Here is a 19,890-nt window from a genome sequence, read left to right on the forward strand (position 1 = left end):
GGGGGCGGGGGCCGCCTCCTCACGCCGTCGGCAGACGGCGTGGCGCGGCGCGGGGCCCCGTGCGGTGGCTCGTCGGCCGGGTCGCCCGTCAGGCGTCCGCCGCGGCCTTCGCCGCGATGTCCGTGCGGTGCTGGGAGCCGTCCAGGCCGATGCGGGCGACCGCGGCGTACGCGCGCTCGCGGGCCTCGGTCAGGTCCGCGCCGGTCGCGGTGACGGACAGGACCCGCCCGCCCGCGCTCAGCACGGCGTCGCCGTCGCTCCGGGTGCCGGCGTGCAGCACGTACGCGTGCGGGGCGTCCTTCGCGGCCACCTCGTCCAGGCCGGTGATCGGGTCGCCGGTGCGCGGGGTGCCGGGGTAGTCGCGCGAGGCGACGACCACGGTGACGGCCGCGTCGTCGCTCCACCGCAGGGGCTCCAGATCGGCGAGGTTGCCGGTGGCCGCGGCCATCAGGACGCCCGCGAGGGGGGTCCGCAGCCGGGCGAGGACCACCTGGGTCTCGGGGTCGCCGAAACGGGCGTTGAACTCGATCACGCGGACACCGCGGCCGGTGATCGCGAGACCGGCGTAGAGCAGCCCGGAGAACGGGGTGCCCCGGCGGCGCATCTCGTCCACGGTGGGCTGCAGCACGGTGCGCAGGACCTCGTCCACCAGCGCGGGGTCGGCCCAGGGCAGGGGCGAGTACGCGCCCATGCCGCCGGTGTTCGGGCCCTCGTCGCCGTCCAGGGCGCGCTTGAAGTCCTGCGCGGGCTGGAGCGGGAGGACGGTCACGCCGTCGGTGACGGCGAAGAGGGACACCTCGGGACCGTCGAGGTACTCCTCGATCACCACGCGTTCGCAGGCGGCGGCGTGGGCGCGGGCGGCCTCGATGTCTTCGGTGACGACGACGCCCTTGCCGGCGGCCAGGCCGTCGTCCTTGACGACGTACGGGGCGCCGAAGGCGTTGAGCGCCTCGGCGACCTCCTCCGCCGTCGTGCAGACGTACGAGCGGGCCGTGGGGACGCCCGCCCGGGCCATCACGTCCTTGGCGAAGGCCTTGGAGCCCTCCAGCCGCGCGGCCTCCTGGGAGGGGCCGAAGACCGGGACGCCCGCCTCGCGCACGGCGTCGGCGACACCGGCGACCAAGGGGGCCTCCGGGCCGACGATCACGAGGTCGGCGCCCAGCTCCGCGGCCAGCGCGGAGACGGCCTCGCCGTCCAGGGCGTCGACCGGGTGCAGCTCGGCGACCTCGGCGATGCCGGCGTTGCCGGGCGCGCAGTGCAGCGCGGTGACGTCGGGGTCGAGGGACAGGGAACGGCACAGGGCGTGCTCGCGGGCGCCGCTACCGATGACGAGGACCTTCACGGGGTCAGCCTAACCGCAGCGGCGCGCGGCCCTTTGTGCGGGCCACCGAGGAGCCGGGACGGAGCCGTTCGTACGTTCCTCCGAGGGGACGGCCCGGATGCTCCCGCGGCACCCGGAGCGGGGGCCGCGGGACGCGGAGAGCCGGGCGACAGGAGGCGCGTGGAACGGCAGGCGCGCCGCAGCAGGGCCACCGGGCGGGCCGCGCAGCCGGCCACCCGGGCGCGCCGTGGCTGGCCGCGTCCGGACCCTCCGCCGGACGGCGGGGCGCCGGGCGGCAGACCGCCGGACGCGCGGAGTGCGGGCGGTGGGCCGCCGGACGCGTGGAGTACGGCCGGTGGGCCGGGTCACTCCGTGGTGTACTCCTCCACCACAGTCGCGCCCAGCTCCCGAACGATCAGCTCGCGGCCCGAGAGGGCCGACTCGTTGAGGTCGGGGTCGTCGTCCTCGGGGATGTCGTCCTCGGGGGCGACAGGGACCGGGGCCGGGTCCGGGGCGGGCGGACGGGACGCCTGGGGAGCGGCCGACACGCCCGCCGCTCCCGCTCCCGCCGTCGGTCGCGACGGCCGGTTCGGGGAGGCGGTGGGCGCGGGTGCCGGGGCGGCGGTCGGGGCCGCCGCCGTACGTTGCGCCACCGGGGCGCCGCCGCCCTGGCCGCCGCCGTACCCGCCGCCCGCGTACCCGCCGACGGGCGGGGGCGCGGAGCCGCCCCCGGTCGGGTCGACGATCGCCTCGATCTTCCACTGGACGTTGAACTGCTCCGACAGAGCCTGCCGCAGCACGTCCTCGCTGCCGCTGCCGGCGAAGTTGTCGCGGGCGCCGGAGTTGACGAAGGCGATCTGCAGGGTGGTGCCGTCGAAGCTGCCGACCTGGGCGTTCTGGCTGAGCAGGATCCAGGTGAAGCGGCGGCGGTTCTTCACCGCCTCGAGGATGTCGGGCCACAGCGTGCGCGGGTCGAGCCCGCCGGCCGCCGGGGCGGCGGGAGCGGCGTACCCGGCGCCTGCGGCCGCACCGGCGGGCGCGGCCTGAGGAGCCGCGGAGGCGGGCGAGGCGGCGGGTGCGGCGGTGGGCTGCCCTCCGCCCGGGGCCGCCGCCGTGGGCCACCCACCGGGGCGCCGACCGCTGCCCGCGGCGGCCGCGGTCGGCCAGGCTCCGGGAGCGGCGGCGGTCGGCGCGGGAGCGGGGGACGCGGCGGGCGCCGCCTGAGCGACCGGTGCGGCCACCGCGGCGGGAGGAGCCGGCGCGGGCGGAGGAGCCGGCGCGGGCGCTTCCTGGAAGCGGTCGCCGGCGGCGGGCGCGGCAGGCACGTGCGCAGGGGCGCTCGGGCCGCCCTGGGCCCCGTGGCTCCCCTGACCGCCCGCTCCGCCCTCGAAGGCCCCCGCGGGCGCGCCCGAGCCCCGTACCGCCGCCCGTGCCGCCGCGACGCCGGCCCCGGGCGCGAGGGACGGCGCCGGAGCGCCGGCTCCGGCGCCTCCCCCGTGGACGTCGGCCCCGGGCACGTAGCCCATCGCGGGCGCCCCCGCGCCCGTGGTGAAGCTCACACCCCGCTCCAGGCGGTCGAGGCGGGCCATCACGGAGCGCTCGTCGCCGTAGGCGGCGGGCAGCAGCACGCGGGCGCAGATCAGTTCGAGCTGGAGACGGGGCGAGGTCGCGCCGCGCATCTCGGTCAGGCCCTCGTTGACGATGTCCGCGGCGCGGCTCAGCTCGGCGGCGCCGAAGGACCGGGCCTGGGCCTGCATGCGCTCGATCACGTCGGCGGGCGCGTCGATGAGGCCCTTCTCGGCCGCGTCGGGCACGGCGGCGAGGATCACCAGGTCCCGCAGCCGCTCCAGCAGGTCGGCCACGAAGCGGCGGGGGTCGTTGCCCCCCTCGATGACCCGGTCGACGATCTCGAAGGCGCCGGAGCCGTCCCCGGAGGCGAAGGACTCGACGACGGAGTCGAGCAGCGAACCGTCGGTGTAGCCGAGGAGCGAGGTGGCCATGGTGTACGTCACACCGTCCGCCGCCGCTCCGGCGAGCAGCTGGTCCATGACGGACATGGAGTCACGCACGGAACCCGCGCCGGCCCGCACCACCAGGGGGAGCACGCCCTCCTCGACGGGGATGTCCTCCTTCTGGCACACCTCGCCGAGGTAGTCCCGCAGGGTGCCCGGTGGGACCAGCCGGAAGGGGTAGTGGTGGGTGCGCGACCGGATCGTCCCGATGACCTTCTCGGGCTCGGTGGTCGCGAAGATGAACTTCAGGTGCTCCGGGGGCTCCTCGACGACCTTGAGCAGCGCGTTGAAACCGGCCGACGTGACCATGTGGGCCTCGTCGATGATGTAGATCTTGTACCGGCTGCGGGCGGGCCCGAAGAAGGCCTTCTCCCGCAGGTCACGGGCGTCGTCCACGCCACCGTGCGAAGCGGCGTCGATCTCGATGACGTCGATGGAACCCGGCCCGTTGCGGGCGAGGTCCCGGCAGGACTCGCACACGCCGCACGGGGTGGGCGTCGGGCCTTCCTCGCAGTTCAGGCAGCGGGCGAGAATGCGCGCGCTGGTCGTCTTGCCGCATCCGCGCGGGCCGCTGAACAGGTACGCGTGATTGACCCGGTTGTTCCGCAGCGCCTGCTGCAGCGGGTCGGTGACATGCTCCTGCCCGATGACCTCGGCGAAGGACTCCGGGCGGTAGCGGCGGTACAACGCGAGAGACGACACGCATACGAGGTTATAGGCGGCCACTGACAACCGGCCCGGCCCGCGAACGCGAGCAGTCCCACAAAAACCGGCGCCCCCGGACGCGAGCGCCCCGCGAAGACCGGCGCCCCCGGACCCGACACCCCACGAGGACGGGCACCGCCGCCGCGGACGCCTACGGAACCCGTCCCGGGACACGCCCCCGGGATGCACCCGGAACGAAAGCGCCCCCCACGCACCCGCCAGAGCCGACCTACCCTTGCTGCCTTCCGGCCCTGGGGGAGTTCAGTCAGATAGCGCCGCGTGAGGGGCTGCGAGAAGCCTACCCGATGCCGGGGGCGCGGAACGAGTTCGCGAGCACTCCTCTCGGTCATGTAATGTTCCCAGCGGAGGATTCGCCTAGAGGCCTAGGGCGCACGCTTGGAAAGCGTGTTGGGGGCAACCCCTCACGAGTTCGAATCTCGTATCCTCCGCCAGTGCCTCACCGGGCACGATGTCGAAGGGCCCCCTGGAAACAGGGGGCCCTTCGACGTTGCGTGGTCCCAGTCACCTCTCCCGGGGCGGATCACCGTATCCAGGTGGACATGGTGCCCCTCGCCCCTGCCCCGTACCGGTGAGATGTCGGCCGCCCGACAGCGCTTCCGGTGGCCTGTCGGCGATATGTCGGTGACCGCTGTAACCGTAGGGGTCGAGAGGCCCGGCAAGCAGCCGCGGCCTTCGTCACCGGCAAGGGAGTCCCGGCGCCATGTCCTCCGCGTCCTCCGCCCCACCCTGGAATGTCCAACGGCCACCGCGTGCCGATGGCAGCTTCTTCCTGGTCACCGGCGGCAACGCCGGCATCGGCTACTTCGTCGCGGAGCAGTTGTCGGCGACCGGAGCGACCGTCGTGCTCGGCAGCCGCAATCCCGCGAAGGCCGAGGACGCCGTCGCCTCGATACGGGCGCGTGTTCCCGGTGCGCGGGTGCGGGCCGTACAGCTCGACCTCGCCGACCTCACGTCGCTGCGAACGGCTGCGGAATCACTGGGGGTGGATCACCTCGACGCGGTGGTCCACAACGCCGGCGTGGCGCTCGACGAACCGCCGCGCGAGGAGACCGCGGACGGCCACGAGCTGATGTTCGGCACGAACCACCTCGGGCACTTCGCGCTGACCCGGTGGCTGATGCCGCTGCTGTCGGCCGCTCCCGCGGCCCGCGTCGTGACGATGGGCAGCTTCGCGGCGAAGTCCGAGCGGCTCGACCTGGACGACCTGCAGTCCCGGGAGGACTACCGGCCCAAACGCAGCTACGGACGCTCCAAGCTGGCGCAGATGCACTTCGGCTTCGAACTCGACCGCCGCCTGCGCGCCGTCGACAGTACGGTGGCGAGCGTGGTGGTCCATCCCGGCGGAGCGCTGGACTCCCTCACCCCCTCGCGGCCACCGGTCCATGAACGGACGACCGGCGCCCGGCTGGGCGCGGCCCCGGCAGCCCTCCTCCTCCAGGGCAAGCATGCCGGCGCGTGGCCCGCGGTCCGGGCGGTGCTCGATCCGGCCGTGCTCGGGGGCCAGTTGTGGGGACCGCGCGTCTTCGGCCTGCGCGGCGAACCCCGATGCGAACCGGTGTGGGACCACCTCGCCGATGCCTCCGTCGCGGCGCGGCTGTGGGACGCGAGCCGTGCTCTGACCGGCGTCGATCCCAGTCCCCTCCCCGGGTAGTCCCGTCGGCCCGGAGGGCAGGCGGTGGGCGGAGAGGATGTCGCCGCCCCTCCCCGGGTAGCCCCGTCGGCCCGACGCGACGGCCGCTCGGCACCCGAGCGAGCCGGTACCCGGCTGACTTCTGCCGGGAGCGCCTCGAGCCGCGCGGCGCAGCGGAAGGACTCGTCCGCCGCGCGCGAACCTCCGAACCGGGTCGGCGGGGACGGGTTCCGGGCTATTCGTCGGTGGAGCGGGCGGCGGCGGCCCAGACGGTGCCGGGGCGGCGTCTTTCGACCCAGCCCGCGACGTTGTTCTGGCGGGCCCTGGCGATCGCCAGGCTCCCGCCGGGCACGCGCTCCGTGATGACGCTGCCGGCGGCCACGAAGGCCCCTGCCCCGACGTCCACGGGAGCGACGAGGCTGGTGTTGCAGCCGATGAAGGCCGCGTCCCCGACCCGGGTGGGGTGCTTGTCCACGCCGTCGTAGAGGGAGAACGTCGTGCCGGCGCCGATGTTGACGTCGGCGCCGAGCGTGGCGTTGCCGACGTAGGCGAGGTGGGCGACCTGCGTGCCCTCGCCGAGGACGGACTGCTTCACCTCGACGAAGGTGCCCACCTTGGTCCGGGGGCCGAGCTCGGAGCCGGGGCGCAGGTAGGCGTAGGGGCCCACGGTCGCCTCGGCGCCGATGCGCGCGTCCACGGCGTGTGCGCGCAGGACGTGCGCGTCGGCCCCGACCTCCGTGTTCACCAGGGTCGTGTCCGGCCCGACGGTGGCGCCCGGCCCCACCCTGGTCGTGCCGCGCAGATGCACTCCCGGTTCGACGACCGTCCCGGCGGCGAGTTCCACGGTGGCGTCGATCCAGGTGGTGGCGGGCTCGGTGATGGCGACGCCGCGTTCGAGCCACAACCGGTTGATGCGGTCCCGGAGGACCGCCCGCGCGTCGGCGAGCCGGGCGAGGTCACCGCATCCGATCACCTCGGCCGCGTCAGGGGTCCGATGGGCGCGGACGGGCAGTTCCTCCCCGCGGAGGACGCCGAGCACGTCCGTCAGGTGCGCCTCACGCGTGTCGTCGTCGCCCGCGAGCTTGCCCAGGGCCATGCGCAGGGCGTCCGCGTCGAACACGTAGACGCCACCGTCGATCTCCGTGAGGTCCGGCCGGGGCGGGGCCGCGTCGCCGTCCTGGACGCCCTCCATGAGCCCGTCCTCGGCGAGTTCCACGCGTCCGTCCTCGCCGCGGACGACGCGTCGCCGTCCCGCGGGGTCGGTGACCGCCGCGGTGAGCACGGTCGCGGCGGAGCCCTCGCGCTCGTGCGCGGCCACCAGCGCCGACAGGGTCCCGGTGCGCAGCAGCGGGGCGTCGCCGGGAAGGACGACCACGGTGCCGGTGCGTTCCCCGGCCGCGTCGAGGGCGGCGCGCACGGCACGGCCGGTCCCGGGACGGTCGTCCTGGCGGACGGGCGTGGCGTGGGGGGCGTGCTCGGCGAGGAACGTCTCGACGAGGCGGTGCCGGTGATCGGTGACCACCTGGACCGGGGAGGCGGCGAGGGGTTCGGCGGCGTGCAGGACGTGGTCCAGGAGGGGCAGGCCGAGCAGGGGTTGCAGCGCCTTCGGCAGCTCGGGGTGCGTTCCGGTGCCCTCGCCGACTGCCAGGACGATCAGCATGCGTGTCATGGGGTGGGCCTTTCGGTCCGCTCTTCGAGGAAGCGCGTCACCAGGTCGGCGACGGCGTCCGGGGCTTCGATGTCCATGCCGTGCCCGGCGTCGATCACCTGTGTCCGGCAGCCGTGGTCCCGCAGCGCCCGGATCGCCGGCGGGCCGAGCACGCTGCCGTGGGCGGCTTCGACGACCAGCGTCGGTGTGCGGGGCAGGGGGTCGGGCAGCGGTCGTGCCGCCTCGGAGAAGGCGGCCACCACGGCGCCGGGCTCGTAGCGCCAGCGCCACAGTCCGTCCGGTGACCGGGCCAGATGTGCGGCGACCTCGTCGTCGACGACCTGTGAGGCGGCTCCGTCCCAGATCAGCGCGCGGACGGCGCGGGCCTCCGCCCGGTCGGCGAAGGCGGGGGCCGGGGTGGCCGCACGGGCGCGTTCCAGCGCGAGCGCCGGGTCGACGGCCACCACCGGGTCCAGCAGGACGAGCCGGTGGACCAGTTCGGGCGCGGCCGAGGCGACGTGGAGCGCGACCGCCCCGCCGAAGGAGATGCCGACGAGGTCGAAGCCGGTGAGGCCGAGGTCCGCGACGGTCGCGATCACGTCCGCGGCGTGCTGCTCCAGCGTCCAGGGCGGTTCGTACGTCGACCGCCCATGGCCCCGGAGGTCGAGGCCGTAGCCGCTTCGGCCGGCCAGGAAGGGCCACCGCCGGCCGTGGCCCCGTACGCCGTGCAGCGCCACCAGGGGGCGGCCGGCGCCGCGCCCGGGGCCCGGCGGGAGCGGGTGGGCGTGGAGGACCGCTCCGGTGGGCGGGAGCGGACGAGCGCGGGGGACCGCGCCGGTCGGCGGGAGCGGACGGGCGCGGGGGACCGCGCCGGTCGGCGGGAGCCGGTCGGACGGTGGTGCGCCGCTCATGCCGGCACCGCCGTACGGATCAGTCCGGTCCGCATGATGGTCTCGTGGTCCTCCCGCATGGGCGGCCGCTCGTGCATCAGGTGCAGGAGTTTCCCGGGCTGCCGCTCGACGCCGCCGGCCCGTTCCAGGCGGTTGATCAGGTCGCGGTCCTCGCCGCCCCAGCCGACGAACCGTTCGTCGAAACCGCCGACCGAGGTGAAGCGGTCGTGGGTCACGAGGACGCAGCCGCCCGGCGGGCGCCGGATGAGGTAACCGGCGAGCCGCTGCGGGGCGCGCTCGGGGCGGGCCGCGCGATGGTGGTCGGCGACCGCCGCGGACGACGCGGAGTCCAGGCAGAACGCGTCCTCGTAGGGGAGTGCCGCCCAGGAGGCGCCGGCCGAGGCGACGGCGCGGGCCAGGAAGCCGCGGTCCAGGACGATGTCGGCGTCCAGCAGGCACAGCAGGGGGTTGCGGTCGACCTCCTGGGTGGTGCCCAGGTTGACCGCGGCGGCCTTGTTGAAGTCCCCGGCGTCGCGGTGGAACACGTAGTTGTCCACGCGGCTCGCGTAGGCGGCGCGGTGGCGGGGAACGGCGTCGCTCTCGACCAGCGTGACGGTGAACCGCTCCCGCGGCAGCGTCTGCCGCGCCAGCGCGTTGATGCAGGCGTGCAGGTTCCGTTCGCGCAGGGAGCCCGCCTCCCGGGCGCGGAAGGGGATGACCACGTGGACGAAGGTGTCGGAGTCCTGGTCGTCCGGCGCCGTCCGCGCGGCCGTCTCCTGACCGGTGGCGGCCGCGTGGTAGAGCAGCCGGATGCGCTTGCCGACGGCGAGTCCCGCCGAGCGCAGCCTGGCCGCGGCCGCCGGATGACGCTGCTCGAACTCGGCGAGGGCCTGGCAGAGTCGGCCGTAGACGAGCGCGCGGTCCGGGCTGTCGTCGAGCCAGCTCATCAGGTAGCGCAGGCGCTTGCTCTCCTCGGCCGCGGCGCCCAGGAGCTTGCGGGTCTCCGCGTAGCGCGGGCGGCTGGCCTTCCAGCACGGGGGGCTGTACGAGCGGGCCGAGGGGTCGGTCCCGGCCACGGCCGCTCCCGCGAGGACATGGTGCCAGTCAAGGGACATGGGCTTCCTTCCGCAGATCTTGGGACTCAGGTGGCGGCCGGACTGTGCTGTCGCAGGGGATGTCTCAGCCGGTGGGCCAGCGCACTGCCCGCCACGCAGATCCCCATCCCCGCCCACAGCTCGGGCGGATCGCTCAGGCCGAGCCCGATGGCGGCCGGCCCGACCGCGTAGGCCACGGTCCACGACAGCTGGAACAACGACATGTACGGCCCCTCGTCGCCGGTGGGGGCCATCGCCACCGCCGCCGCCGAGGCGGTCGGCTTCGATGCCAGTTCGGCCGTGGACAGCACCACGGCGACCAGGACCGCGAGGGGCCCCTGGAGGGCGTGCGGGACGCTCGAGACGGTCGCGCTGAGGGCGATGGCCAGGGCGGCCACGCCGATCGACAGCCGGAGGATCCGTGACCGGGTCCAGCCGGCCAGACCGCGGCTGACGCGCATCTGAAGGGCCGCGATGGTGACGTAGCGGGCGGTGACCACCGCGGTGGGCCAGTAGGCGGGCTGGTGCAGGGTCTGCACGAGGAAGACAGGGAACGCGACCGTCGGGATCAGCCACGCGGCCGACAGGAGCGTCTGCGAGGCGACCAGCGACAGGAACGGCCGGTCGCCGACGGCCCCGCGCATGCTCGCCCGCGCCCGGCGGGGGTCACGCCGTCCGCTCTGCGGCAGGACCACCCCGAGCAGGAGCGCCGCGGCCGACAGCGAGCTCACGCTGTTCAGCGCCAGGGCCAGCTCCAGGCCGGGGTTCCCGAGAACGGCCATCAGCCCGGTCGCGCCGAGGGTCCCGGCGCCGAGGCAGGTCGTCTTCAAGGCGTTGACCGACGCGAACCACCGCGTGAGCTCCTCCGGTTCGACGATCCGCGCGGCCAGCGTCGGCCAGGCCGCACCGTAGAGGCGGTCGGAGGCCATGACGACAAAAGAGGCCACCACCACGAGGAACTGCTTGTCCGCCACGAAATAGAGCGCGTATCCGCATGCCGTGAGCACATTGCTGGCGACCAGACAGGATTTCGGACCGAAGCTCTGGATTAAGCGTCCGCAGACGGGGACGACGGCGAAAGACGCGACCGACCCCACCGTGATGGCGATACCCGCGGCGGCCGTCGAAAAATTCTGGACGGTGACGAAGAAGAGAAGTGAAAGAGGCATGAAGACGCCGGCGCCCACGGTGTCGATGCCCACGGACAGGAAGAGCCTGCCCTGCCGGCGCGGCGGCGTTCTGGCCGTCATGTCGTGTCCCCACGCTCCTGCCGATTCGTGCATGAGCGCGACGATCGTCACGTCTCAGGTGAACGGAGAGTGAACTCTGCCTTGCATTCCGCTGTCCTTGCCGTGATCACTTATAGGTCTAGACCATGACGGTCGGCAACCGACTCGGGGGCGACCTGGGCATTTGTGGCCCCGATCACAGAAATCTTGGGCGGCATTGACGGGCACATGGTGACCCTTGCCCTATGCCCGGCCAAAGCGGACCCGGAGCGGAGAAGCAGGCGGCGGAAAATCGACCGCCCTCCCCGCGGTTCACCCACCGGGGTAAGAGAAAGGAAAGATCCGGCGGTCGGTATTGACACGACGATTTCCGCCCGCTCATGATCGGTGCGCTGCTTTCCGGCCCGCGTGATCGACGCGGGCCGCGCATCTCCGCCGCCTTGCCAGCCGGCCAGCCCGATGGGTCCAGCGCACCGTCCCCGGTGCCGTTCCTGGAGATGCGACATGGAACCGAGTCCGCTGCACTGCCTCGCCGGTGCGGCCGTCGCGGCCTTCGACCGACAGGCACGCTCGTACAACGCGCCCTGTTGGTCCTCGAGCCGCCCGATGTACCAGCAGGCACGCGAGACGCTGGAGACGCTGGCACGGGCCGACACCGGCGTCCGCTCCGTAGCGGCCCACCTCGCCCGAAGTCCCGCCCCGCGCGAGATGTTCCACCCGCTCGTCGCGGCCCTCCACGCCCTGCGAACAGGACCGCGGGAGACAGCCGTCGAGCGGGGACGGCACATCGCCGACGGCATACGCCTGCTCTACCACGCCACCGACGCCGCGCTCCTCCGACCGCGGGCGCCGGAGCGCGGGGGCGGCCGGCGGCGCGTCCACGTGGTCATCCCGTTCCGGAGCACCGCCGAGGACTCGCTGCGACCGCGCAATCTGCGGACCTGCCTCGCCGGCCTGGCCCGGCAGACCGGCCCCCGGGCCGATCTCACGGTCACCGTCGTGGAGAGCGACGCCGTCCCGCGCCACCGGCTCGCCGTCGAGGGCCGCGTGGACCGCTACGTCTTCCAGGAGGACGGCGGGCCGTTCAACAAGGCCCGGGCCGTCAACACCGGCGTCGCCGCCACGGCCGACGGCGGGCCCGACGACGTCGTCTGCGTCCTCGACGCCGACATCGCCGTGGACGCCCGCTTCATCGCCAGGATCGCGCGGGCGACCCCGGCGGACGGCGCCCTCCTCCCGTACCAGGACGCCTTCTGCCTGGACGGCCACTCCTCCGAGCGCCTCGCCGTCCTCATGGCCTCCGAGCGCCTCACCGGTCTCATGGACGCCGAGGCCGAGCGGGCCCCTGGTCCCTGGTCCGGCTACCTCATCCGCCGGCCGCCGGGCGGCTGCCTCGCCGTCACGCGCGACGCGTTCGACCGCGTCGGGGGGTTCGACCCCCGGTTCAAGGGGTGGGGCGGCGAGGACCGGGACGTCGTCGACCGGCTCGAACGGCACGCGCGGGTCGAGCGGGCGCCGGGGCTGCTCGTCCACCTCATGCACGAACGACCGCCCATGCGGGAGAGCCGCGAGGAGATCATGAACGCCGCTCTCCGGAACTGACGCCCGGCCGGGGGGATCGGCACGGCGTCGCCGCGCACCGGCACGGGTGCCGCCGCCGCGCACCGACGCCTCGCTCCCCGTTCGCTCCCCCAGGTCACGCCACGTCACATCACGCCATGTCACGCCTCCATGCCAGAGCCACGCTCCACGTTCCAGGAGAAGAGCAGATGACCGCTGTCCTGATCACCGGCGCCGCCGGATTCATCGGCCGCAACCTGGCCGCCCGTCTCACCGCCGACGGCCACCGCGTACGCTGCGTCGACAACTTCCGCGTCCCGCCCACCGGCCCGCTCCCCGTGCCGGTGGAGACCAGGGACGTCCGGGAACTCACCGCCGACGACCTCGCCGGCGTCGACACCGTCGTGCACCTGGCCGCGCTCAAGAGCGTCCCCGGGTCCTTCCACGATCCCGCGAACCTGACGCACAACCTGGGCGTCGACCATCACATCCTGGCGACGTTCGCCCGGTCCGACGCGCGCCGGCTCCTCATGGCCGGCACGTGCGAGGTCTACGGGGAGCGGCTCGGGTACAACCGCGAGACCGACACACTCCGACCACGTTCCCCGTACGCCGTCGGCAAGGCCGCCTCCGAGATGCTGGCCCACGTCTACCGCAGCCTCGCCCCCGGCAAGCAGATCGGCGTGGCCCGCTTCTTCAACACCTACGGACCGGACGAGGGCGCCGACGCGGTGGTGCCCGCCTTCATCGACGCGGTCGACACCGCCGGGCTCTGCCGCGTCGAAGGGGACGGCGCCCAGGCCCGCGACATGACCCACATCGACGACATGGTCTCCATGCTCACCCTCGTGCTCGCCGCCGAGGAACTTCCCGAGGTCGTCAACCTCGGTTCGGGCCAGGCGACTTCGGTGCGGGAGATCGCCGAGCACATCATCGGCGTCGCGGGCGGGGGCAGCATCGAGTACGTCGCCTCCCGCCCCAACGAGATCCTCTCGTTCATCGCCGACATGAGCCTGTTCCACGCCACCCTCGGGCACAGCCCCCGGCGCGACCTCACCGACGGGCTGTCCGCCTCGTACCACGGAAGGCGGGCCCTCATGAGGCGCCAGACGGGGGGCCTGGTGGCCGCGGGACGATGAACCCGGCGAACGAGACGCGGACCGGGCGGTCCGCGCTCGTCCGACGGCAACGCACGCGCCCAGCACGTATCGAGACCGAGGCGAACACATGGCCATTCCCGACCACATCCGACAGCTACGGCGGCTCGTCGGCCCGGAGACCCTGCTGTGGATCCCGGGGGTGAACGCCGTCGTCGTCGACGAGAGCGACCGGGTGCTCCTGCACCGCCGCAGCGAGGACCGTGCCTGGTCGGTGCTGAGCGGCATCCTCGACCCGGGCGAGGAGCCGGCGGCCGGCGTGGTCCGCGAAGTCCTGGAGGAGACGGGGGTCCATGTGCTCCCGGAGGCCGTCACCAGCGTCACCGTCTCCCCGCCGGTCACCCACGCCAACGGGGACAGGGCCCAGTACCTGGAGATCTGCTTCCGCTGCCGGCCGCTGTCCGGGCAGGCGCGCGTCAACGACGACGAGTCGATCGACGTCGCCTGGTTCGCCGCCGACGAGCTGCCGGCGCTGGAGGAGCGCAGCCTGCTCCGCATCAGGCACGCCCTCGACCGCTCACAGGCGTGGTTCACACCCGCCCGGCCCGGGCTCACGGGGATCGGGCAGGAAGTTCCCGAAGTTGCGTCGTAGGCCCGCTGGGGCGTGCCGGGCCGCGTTCAAGGAGCGGACGGTCGAAGGGCCGGCGGCCGAAGGCTGGTGGCCAGAAGGCGGACGGTCGAAAGGCCGGCGGCCGGAGGGCGGACAGCCGAAAGGCGGGCGGTCGAAGGGCCGGCGGTCCTAGGGCGGGGCGGGGCGGGACCAGTGCGGCCGGGCCGGCTGCCCGCCGGGCCTTCACCACCGGTGCTCCCGCCCGCTCCGCCCCTCGTCTCGTCGTTCCGTCCCCTCACCGGCCCGCGGTGGGCGGGGGCGCTCCGGGTTCCCCTCGGCTCAGGCCGATCGAGGGGTCTTGACGCCGGACGCGCGCGCCGGAGAGGAGCGACGCACCGCGGCCGTCTCCGGCTGCGGGGCACGGCGCACGCGGTGGCGGGGCGCCCGGCGGCGGGGCGGACGGGTCAGGGTGACCTGGCGGACGAGCTGCTGGAAGCAGGCCAGGGAGGCCAGGCCCGGCAGCGTGGCCGCCGCCATGTCGACGATCGTCCTGGGCGCCTGGATCACGCACAGGAGCGTGGCGATGGACGAGAACAGCAGCACCACGCACCAGGAGTGCAGGGCCCGGCGCCGGTGCAGTGCGGCGCGCAGGACGGACAGCGACGCCGCCAGCCAGGGGCCGTACACCAGCAGCGGCCACCAGGACGCGATGCCGTCGTCCATGCGGGCGACCGCCACGACGCGCAGCGGCTCGTAGGCGACCATCCCGCTGAAGAAGCTCACCGACGAGGCGGTCACCGCGGCCATCGCGGCGAGGATCCGGCTGGCGGTGCGGATGCCGTCCGGGCGCGTGCGTCGGCGCACCTTCCGGTGGCCGCGGGACACGTCCTTGAGCGACGCCAGTTCCTCGGTGATCGCCTGGAGGTTCCGCAGGGGCGAGTTCGGGGCGGCCGGGGCCTCGGACGCGGCCGGCCGCTCCGGGACCTCGGGCGTCACCGCGACGTCCGGGGGGCCTGGTGCGCCCGTCGCGGGCGGCGCCTCGACGGTCGCGGCCGGCGCGTCCGGCGCGGGCGGCACGGCCGGGTGTTCGGCCTCGTCGGGGGTGAAGTCCGCCGCGTCCGGGGCGCCCTGCGGGTCGTACGTGCCGTGCGTGCCGTACGCCTCGTGCGCGTCCCGCGTCTCCCGCGCGTCGTACGCCTCCTGCGCGGTCTGCCCGGTATGCGGGCTCTGGTGACCCTGCGGGCTGTAGAGGCTCTGCGGGCTGTAGAGGCTCTGCGCGGTGTAGAGGTCTTGCGCCTGCGGGCTGTAGAGGTCTCGCGCCTGCGGACTGTGGAAGCCTTGGGGGCTCTGGAAGGCCTCTTGCGGGTTCGGTTCGCCGTTCGCGTACCCGGCCGGATCGCGGAGGTCCTCGTCCCGGGGGTCGGGCATGTTCGGCCACTGCTGGTGCGTCAGGGCGTCCTGGAGCATGAACGCCAGCTCCTCGGCCGGGTCCCAGGCCGAGTCCGGCGGGATCAGCGGGCCGGAGAAGAACTGGGTCGGAGCCCGGTGCCGTCCGGTTCCGGTGGCGGCCTGCTCGTCGAATCCGTCCGCGTACGGATTCGGATAGGTGTACGCGTAAGGATAATCGGTGGAATACCCGGGACGCCCGTCGATACGTTCGTCATACATGACGCGGCCCGGCTATTCGGGACGCGAGAACGGGGACCGGCCTCCGGGGAGGGGCCAGCGCCGGGCGAGATCGGCCCCGAGCGCGCTCATCGCGTGCAGGAAGTCCCGCAGCAGCGGCTCGGTCGCTCCGGCACCCGGGTCCCGTCGTCCCCGACCCACGAACGGTCCCCAGTACCCATCCCCGGTTGCCTTAGTCATATCCGAACTAACGCCACCCGACTTTCACGGATGCGCGGCAAACGGGTGAAGGAATTCCCCGATTAGACCTATATATGCGATCGGATGTCTCATCCGTCCAGCCGACGAAATGGCCGCCGTCACAGACATAACGCAACGGAATATGTGAGGTCACGGAACGGGAACGGAACTCCACGGCAAGGCCCCCGGTCGGGCCAACGTTCCGATGAGCGTTCCATCGCATCTTCCGTCCCCCTCTCCCCTCCACGGCCCCTCACGTCCACGCCCCCTCCCATCCAGGGCCCTCGCGCCCCTGCTTCCACGGCCCTCGCGCCCCTGCTTCCACGGCCCTCGCGCCCCCCGCCTCCGCGGCGCGGCCCGACGTGCTCGCCGCCGTGCGGGGTAACCGCTCGTCCATGGGCGAGATCCTGGTCGGCGCGTGTTCGTGGACGGACCCGCAGCTGGTGCGCAGCGGTTGGTACCCGGTGGGCTCACGGAGCGCCGAGGGGCGGCTGCGGCACTACGCGGCCCGGCTGCCGGTCGTCGAGGTCGACTCGGCCTACTACGCCCTTCCCGGCGAGCGCAACAGCCGTCTGTGGACCGAGCGGACCCCGGACGGTTTCGTCTTCGACGTGAAGGCGTTCTCCCTGCTCACCGGCCACCCGACCCGGCGCGAGGCCTTGCCGGCGGACCTGCGCGGAGGCCCCGGGACCCGGTTCGATCCGTGGGACTCCCGGGACCCGGCGCTGCTGGACGCGGTGTGGGAACGGTTCGCCGAGGGGATCGCGCCGTTGCGCCGCGCCGGTCGGCTGGGCAGTGTGCTGTTCCAGTTCCCGCCGTGGTTCCGCCCGGGCCGGCGGGCGGAGGCGTTCCTCGACGGATGCGCCGAGCGGACCGCCAAGTGGCCCGTGTCCGTGGAGTTCCGCCATCCCGCGTGGTGGCGGGAGGAGCAGGCCGACGTCACCGCCGCCCTGCTGCGCCGGTACGGATTCGCCGCCGTCGCCGTCGACATGGCGCGGAACCTGCCCTCCTCGATCCCGCCCGTCACCCCGGTGACCTCGCCCCGGCTGTCCGTCGTCCGCTTCCACGGGCGCAGTGCCGCGTGGGGCACCGGGAGCAAGGAGGACCGGTTCCGCCACGACTACGCCGACGAGGAGTTGGCGCAGTGGGCGCCACGGCTGCGTTCGCTCGCCGGGCGGGTGGAGCGGGTGCACGCGCTGTTCAACAACTGCTGCGGCGACGCAGCCGTCCGTGCCGCCGAACGGATGCGCGCCCTGCTCGACGGCCGGGACGCTCCGGATTCCTGAGCCACCACTCCCCTGAACTCCCTTGACCTCCCGCTCCCTCAGGGCCGTGATCCCGCCCCGCTTCGGCGCGCTACCCCGTGATCCGCACCGTTCGCTCCGCGCTCGCCTGGTCCAGCTCCGACACCCGAACCGTCGCCTTCGCACTCCAGGCTCCGGGGAACGGCAGGTTCAGGGAGTCGGTGCCCCAGTAGCCGCCCCGGTCGGTGAGCCGGGCGTCGACGGGACCGATGTCGCGGCCGGGCAGGGACAGGGCGAGACGGAGTTCGGGAACGGCGGACAGGCCGCCGTCGGGGCCGAACACCACGGCTTCCACGGCGTTCTGGCCGACCCGGCCCGGTTCCAGGGTGATCTGGACGGTGCCGCGACCGCCGGGGGAGCCGGTGTCGAAGGGGATCTCCGTCACGGAGGCTCCGGGCACCCCGGCCGTGGGCGCGGTCTCGGCCGCTTCCGCCGCGGCGCGGCCCGGCAGCGTGCCGGCCAGCACCGTGGAGACCACCAGCACGGCGATCGCCACGGCAACCTCGGCGAGGACCGAGCGGCGCAGCGCGCGCAAGGTGGCGGCCGTCGTCGCCGGCCGTGCCGTCCAGCGCCGCGAGCGGCTCGCCGCGGCCAGCAGCAGGACGACGGCGGTCAGCTTGACCAGCAGCAGCCTGCCGTACGGCGTGCCGGTCAGCGCGGCCCAGGCGCCCAGGCCGCGCCAGGACTGGTAGATCCCGGTGACGACGAGGACGGTGACGGCCAGGAAGGCGATGCGGGAGAAGCGGGCGACCGCCGCCGCCCACTCCGCCGAGGCCGCCGGAGCCGACGGGTCCGTCGGGTGGGTCGAGGCGGCCGAGCCCGCCGGGTCAGACGTGACAGCAGCCAGGACTGCCGGGTCAGTTGAGGCAGTCGGGTCTGCCCGGCCAGTCGAGGTGGTCGGGACAGTTGAGGCCGTGGGGCCTGCCGAGACTGCCGGGTCGGTCGAGTAACCGGCGTTGACCGGGTCGGCCGGATTTGCCGACGTAGCCCTGCCGTCGGCGGAGACCGCTGTCGCGCCTTGCAGTGGCGCGCGTTGCAGTGTGGTGAGCAGTGCCGTCAGGCCGCCGAGCCACACCGCCATCGCCAGCAGGTGCAGTACCGAGGAGACCGTCGCCACGGGGACCTGGATGCCGGCCGAGGCGTGTTCCGAGGCGGCCCAGGTCAGGGCGAGGGCGACGGCGAGCACGGCGCCCACCGCGAGCGAGGCGGTCCCCGGCCGCCCCTCCCCCGGCGCCTCCGTCTGCGATCCGCGCCGGAGAAGCCGTAGTCGTACGAGGAACAGGGCCGTCGGCGCGAGCAGGACCAGGCGGCTCAGCAGGACCACGCCCGGGCGGCCGGTGAGGGTGCGGGACAGGGCCGAGGGGTCGAGGGCCGCGGCAGGGCCTGCTCCCGTCTCGTAGGGCGCCCGCAGGACCAGCAGGGCGAGCGTGGCCGCCAGCAGCGCCCACCATCCGGCCAGCAACGGCCGGCGCAGCGGGGTCGCGTCCGGCGGGCGGCACAGCAGTACGAAGGCCGCGGTGCCGATGAGCAGGGCGGCGGCGCCGTACGCGGCGTAGCGGGCGAGGTCGTGAAGACCGCCGGTCAGCGGGTCCTCGGTCGGGCCGGTGTCGATCGCGGCGGTCGCGGGGGACGGCGTGCCCACGGAGAAGGTGAAGGCGCCGGAGACCGGGTGGCTGTCCGCCGACACCACCCGCCAGGCCACGGTGAACGTGCCCTGGCCGAGCCCCGGAGGGAAGGCCACCTGGGCCGTGTCGGAGCGGCCGGGCGCGTGCCGGGGCTCACCCGTGTGCACGCGCCGCCCGTCGGGGCCGAACAGCCGGAAGGAGTCGTCGAGCAGGCCGACGGACTCACTGAAGGTCAGGGTGACCGCGCGGGGGGCCGGCCGCAGGACGCTCCCGTCGACCGGGTCGACGGACCGCAGGGCGGCATGGGCCGACGCGGGGCCAGCGCCGCCGAGGAGGAGCAGCACCAGCGCCGCGCAGAGCAGCGCCAGGCGCGGAAGCCGCCGGCGCGCGCCACCGCCTCCCGCCCGTCCCGTGCGCTGTCCGCGCCCTTCGCACCGCCGTCGGGTCACATCACCTCTCCGTCCGGGGACTTGCCGGTTCACGGATACGTACGGGCCCGGACGGCGTAGTGCTCACCGCGCCGGCGACAAGATCGGCGCCGGACCCCTTTCGCCTGGCGGGGCCCGCTCCGTCGGGGCGCGAGGCGGTGCCGTCCGCGCCGGGTCCGGCTGCGCTCCGGGGCCGGGCGGGCGATCATCGGGGCATGGACGTCACCCTGCACCTCGCCCAGGACCCCGACGCGGACGCGCTGCTCGGCCGCAGTCCGCTCGCCGCGCTGGTCGGGATGCTGCTGGACCAGCAGGTTCCGATGGAGTGGGCGTTCAAGGGACCGGCGACGATCGCCCGGCGGATGGGCACCGACGACCTGGACGCCCACGAGATCACGGCGTTCGATCCGGACACCTTCACCCGGCTGCTGTCGGACAAACCGGCCGTGCACCGGTATCCGGGGTCGATGGCTACTCGGATCCGGCAGTTGTGCCAGTACCTCGTCGAGCACTACGACGGCGATCCCGAGGCCGTGTGGCGGGGTGTGGACAGCGGTCCGGAACTGCTGCGCCGACTGGAGGAGCTGCCCGGGTTCGGCCGCCAGAAGGCGCAGATCTTCCTCGCGTTGCTCGGCAAGCAGCTCGGCGTGCGCCCCGAGGGGTGGCGGGAGGCCGCCGGAGCGTACGGCGAGCCGGGGTCCTTCCGGTCCGTCGCCGACATCACCGGCCCCGACTCGCTGGCGAAGGTGCGGGCGCACAAGCAGGAGATGAAGGCCGCCGCCAAGGCCGCGAAGTCCGCCGGGAAGTGAGGGGGCGGGCCGGCGTCCGGTGTGCGCGGCTCAGGGGCGCC

The 19,890-nt window shown here is 74.1% G+C and carries 14 protein-coding genes, 1 tRNA gene and 1 other RNA gene; 7 read left to right on the top strand and 9 right to left on the bottom strand.

Translation table 11 applies throughout. The features are described from left to right. Positions 1-88: 88 nt before the first annotated feature. From purD to ffs, 3 genes are all read right to left on the bottom strand, one after another. Entirely contained in the window at positions 89-1,342 is a 1,254-nt protein-coding gene (gene purD, locus ACH5A8_RS33850; protein WP_399007828.1) for a phosphoribosylamine--glycine ligase, read from the bottom strand. A 344-nt stretch (positions 1,343-1,686) separates the two neighbouring features. Next, the gene (locus tag ACH5A8_RS33855) at positions 1,687-4,035 is read right to left on the bottom strand and encodes a DNA polymerase III subunit gamma and tau (RefSeq protein WP_399007829.1); all 2,349 of its coding nucleotides are present in this window, start codon (positions 4,033-4,035) and stop codon (positions 1,687-1,689) included. A 196-nt stretch (positions 4,036-4,231) separates the two neighbouring features. Then, positions 4,232-4,330, bottom strand: an RNA gene (gene ffs, locus ACH5A8_RS33860) — signal recognition particle sRNA small type. 72 nt (positions 4,331-4,402) lie between these two features. Here ffs and ACH5A8_RS33865 point away from each other — a divergent pair. Beyond that, a tRNA-Ser gene (locus tag ACH5A8_RS33865) sits at positions 4,403-4,490 on the top strand. Positions 4,491-4,759: 269 nt separating this feature from the next. Beyond that, on the top strand, positions 4,760-5,710 hold the full coding sequence (locus ACH5A8_RS33870) for an SDR family NAD(P)-dependent oxidoreductase (RefSeq protein WP_399007830.1): 951 nt from the start codon (positions 4,760-4,762) through the stop codon (positions 5,708-5,710). Positions 5,711-5,924: 214 nt separating this feature from the next. Here the strand turns inward: ACH5A8_RS33870 and glmU are convergent, their stop codons facing one another. The 4 genes from glmU to ACH5A8_RS33890 are packed head-to-tail and all read right to left on the bottom strand — an operon-like array spanning position 5,925 to position 10,571. Further along, entirely contained in the window at positions 5,925-7,358 is a 1,434-nt protein-coding gene (gene glmU, locus ACH5A8_RS33875; RefSeq protein ID WP_399007831.1) for a bifunctional UDP-N-acetylglucosamine diphosphorylase/glucosamine-1-phosphate N-acetyltransferase GlmU, read from the bottom strand. Next, on the bottom strand, positions 7,355-8,248 hold the full coding sequence (locus tag ACH5A8_RS33880; protein ID WP_399007832.1) for an alpha/beta fold hydrolase: 894 nt from the start codon (positions 8,246-8,248) through the stop codon (positions 7,355-7,357). Before ACH5A8_RS33880 ends, glmU begins: the two co-directional genes overlap by 4 nt. Then, on the bottom strand, positions 8,245-9,342 hold the full coding sequence (locus ACH5A8_RS33885; RefSeq protein ID WP_399007833.1) for a glycosyltransferase: 1,098 nt from the start codon (positions 9,340-9,342) through the stop codon (positions 8,245-8,247). Before ACH5A8_RS33885 ends, ACH5A8_RS33880 begins: the two co-directional genes overlap by 4 nt. A 26-nt stretch (positions 9,343-9,368) precedes the next feature. Next, positions 9,369-10,571, bottom strand: a complete 1,203-nt coding sequence (locus ACH5A8_RS33890) for an MFS transporter (RefSeq protein ID WP_399007834.1) — start codon at positions 10,569-10,571, stop codon at positions 9,369-9,371. A gap of 483 nt (positions 10,572-11,054) precedes the next feature. Here ACH5A8_RS33890 and ACH5A8_RS33895 point away from each other — a divergent pair, with 483 nt between their 5' ends. From ACH5A8_RS33895 to ACH5A8_RS33905, 3 genes are all read left to right on the top strand, one after another. Beyond that, a complete protein-coding gene (locus ACH5A8_RS33895; RefSeq protein WP_399007835.1) occupies positions 11,055-12,152 on the top strand; it encodes a glycosyltransferase in 1,098 nt (365 codons plus the stop codon). Positions 12,153-12,319: 167 nt separating this feature from the next. Beyond that, positions 12,320-13,249, top strand: coding sequence for an NAD-dependent epimerase/dehydratase family protein (locus ACH5A8_RS33900; protein ID WP_399007836.1), 930 nt, complete (start codon positions 12,320-12,322; stop codon positions 13,247-13,249). An 88-nt stretch (positions 13,250-13,337) separates the two neighbouring features. Continuing rightward, positions 13,338-13,859 carry an NUDIX hydrolase gene (locus ACH5A8_RS33905; RefSeq protein ID WP_399007837.1) on the top strand — a complete coding sequence of 174 codons (522 nt, stop codon included), beginning with the start codon at positions 13,338-13,340 and terminating at the stop codon, positions 13,857-13,859. Positions 13,860-14,156: 297 nt separating this feature from the next. Here the strand turns inward: ACH5A8_RS33905 and ACH5A8_RS33910 are convergent, their stop codons facing one another. Next, the gene (locus ACH5A8_RS33910) at positions 14,157-15,485 is read right to left on the bottom strand and encodes a DUF2637 domain-containing protein (protein WP_399007838.1); all 1,329 of its coding nucleotides are present in this window, start codon (positions 15,483-15,485) and stop codon (positions 14,157-14,159) included. A 593-nt stretch (positions 15,486-16,078) separates the two neighbouring features. Between ACH5A8_RS33910 and ACH5A8_RS33915 the strand changes: the two genes are divergently transcribed. Further along, a complete protein-coding gene (locus ACH5A8_RS33915; protein WP_399007839.1) occupies positions 16,079-16,969 on the top strand; it encodes a DUF72 domain-containing protein in 891 nt (296 codons plus the stop codon). Positions 16,970-17,039: 70 nt separating this feature from the next. Here ACH5A8_RS33915 and ACH5A8_RS33920 read toward each other — a convergent pair whose 3' ends face one another. Beyond that, positions 17,040-18,974, bottom strand: coding sequence for a copper resistance CopC/CopD family protein (locus ACH5A8_RS33920; RefSeq protein ID WP_399007849.1), 1,935 nt, complete (start codon positions 18,972-18,974; stop codon positions 17,040-17,042). A gap of 281 nt (positions 18,975-19,255) precedes the next feature. Between ACH5A8_RS33920 and ACH5A8_RS33925 the strand changes: the two genes are divergently transcribed. Continuing rightward, the gene (locus ACH5A8_RS33925; protein WP_399007840.1) at positions 19,256-19,849 is read left to right on the top strand and encodes an HhH-GPD-type base excision DNA repair protein; all 594 of its coding nucleotides are present in this window, start codon (positions 19,256-19,258) and stop codon (positions 19,847-19,849) included. The last annotated feature ends 41 nt before the right edge of the window (positions 19,850-19,890 follow it).

It is taken from the genome of Streptomyces sp. NPDC018610 (assembly GCF_044391765.1).
Taxonomy (GTDB): domain Bacteria; phylum Actinomycetota; class Actinomycetes; order Streptomycetales; family Streptomycetaceae; genus Streptomyces.

What these genes read in the sequence shown, in the direction of transcription:
- ACH5A8_RS33870 (WP_399007830.1), top strand. Translation starts at nt 4,760, where the DNA reads ATGTCCTCCGCGTCCTCCGCCCCACCCTGGAATGTCCAACGGCCACCG.
- glmU (WP_399007831.1), bottom strand. Translation starts at nt 7,358, where the DNA reads ATGACACGCATGCTGATCGTCCTGGCAGTCGGCGAGGGCACCGGAACG.
- ACH5A8_RS33880 (WP_399007832.1), bottom strand. Translation starts at nt 8,248, where the DNA reads ATGAGCGGCGCACCACCGTCCGACCGGCTCCCGCCGACCGGCGCGGTC.
- ACH5A8_RS33885 (WP_399007833.1), bottom strand. Translation starts at nt 9,342, where the DNA reads ATGTCCCTTGACTGGCACCATGTCCTCGCGGGAGCGGCCGTGGCCGGG.
- ACH5A8_RS33890 (WP_399007834.1), bottom strand. Translation starts at nt 10,571, where the DNA reads ATGACGGCCAGAACGCCGCCGCGCCGGCAGGGCAGGCTCTTCCTGTCC.
- ACH5A8_RS33895 (WP_399007835.1), top strand. Translation starts at nt 11,055, where the DNA reads ATGGAACCGAGTCCGCTGCACTGCCTCGCCGGTGCGGCCGTCGCGGCC.
- ACH5A8_RS33900 (WP_399007836.1), top strand. Translation starts at nt 12,320, where the DNA reads ATGACCGCTGTCCTGATCACCGGCGCCGCCGGATTCATCGGCCGCAAC.
- ACH5A8_RS33905 (WP_399007837.1), top strand. Translation starts at nt 13,338, where the DNA reads ATGGCCATTCCCGACCACATCCGACAGCTACGGCGGCTCGTCGGCCCG.
- ACH5A8_RS33910 (WP_399007838.1), bottom strand. Translation starts at nt 15,485, where the DNA reads ATGTATGACGAACGTATCGACGGGCGTCCCGGGTATTCCACCGATTAT.
- ACH5A8_RS33915 (WP_399007839.1), top strand. Translation starts at nt 16,079, where the DNA reads ATGGGCGAGATCCTGGTCGGCGCGTGTTCGTGGACGGACCCGCAGCTG.
- ACH5A8_RS33925 (WP_399007840.1), top strand. Translation starts at nt 19,256, where the DNA reads ATGGACGTCACCCTGCACCTCGCCCAGGACCCCGACGCGGACGCGCTG.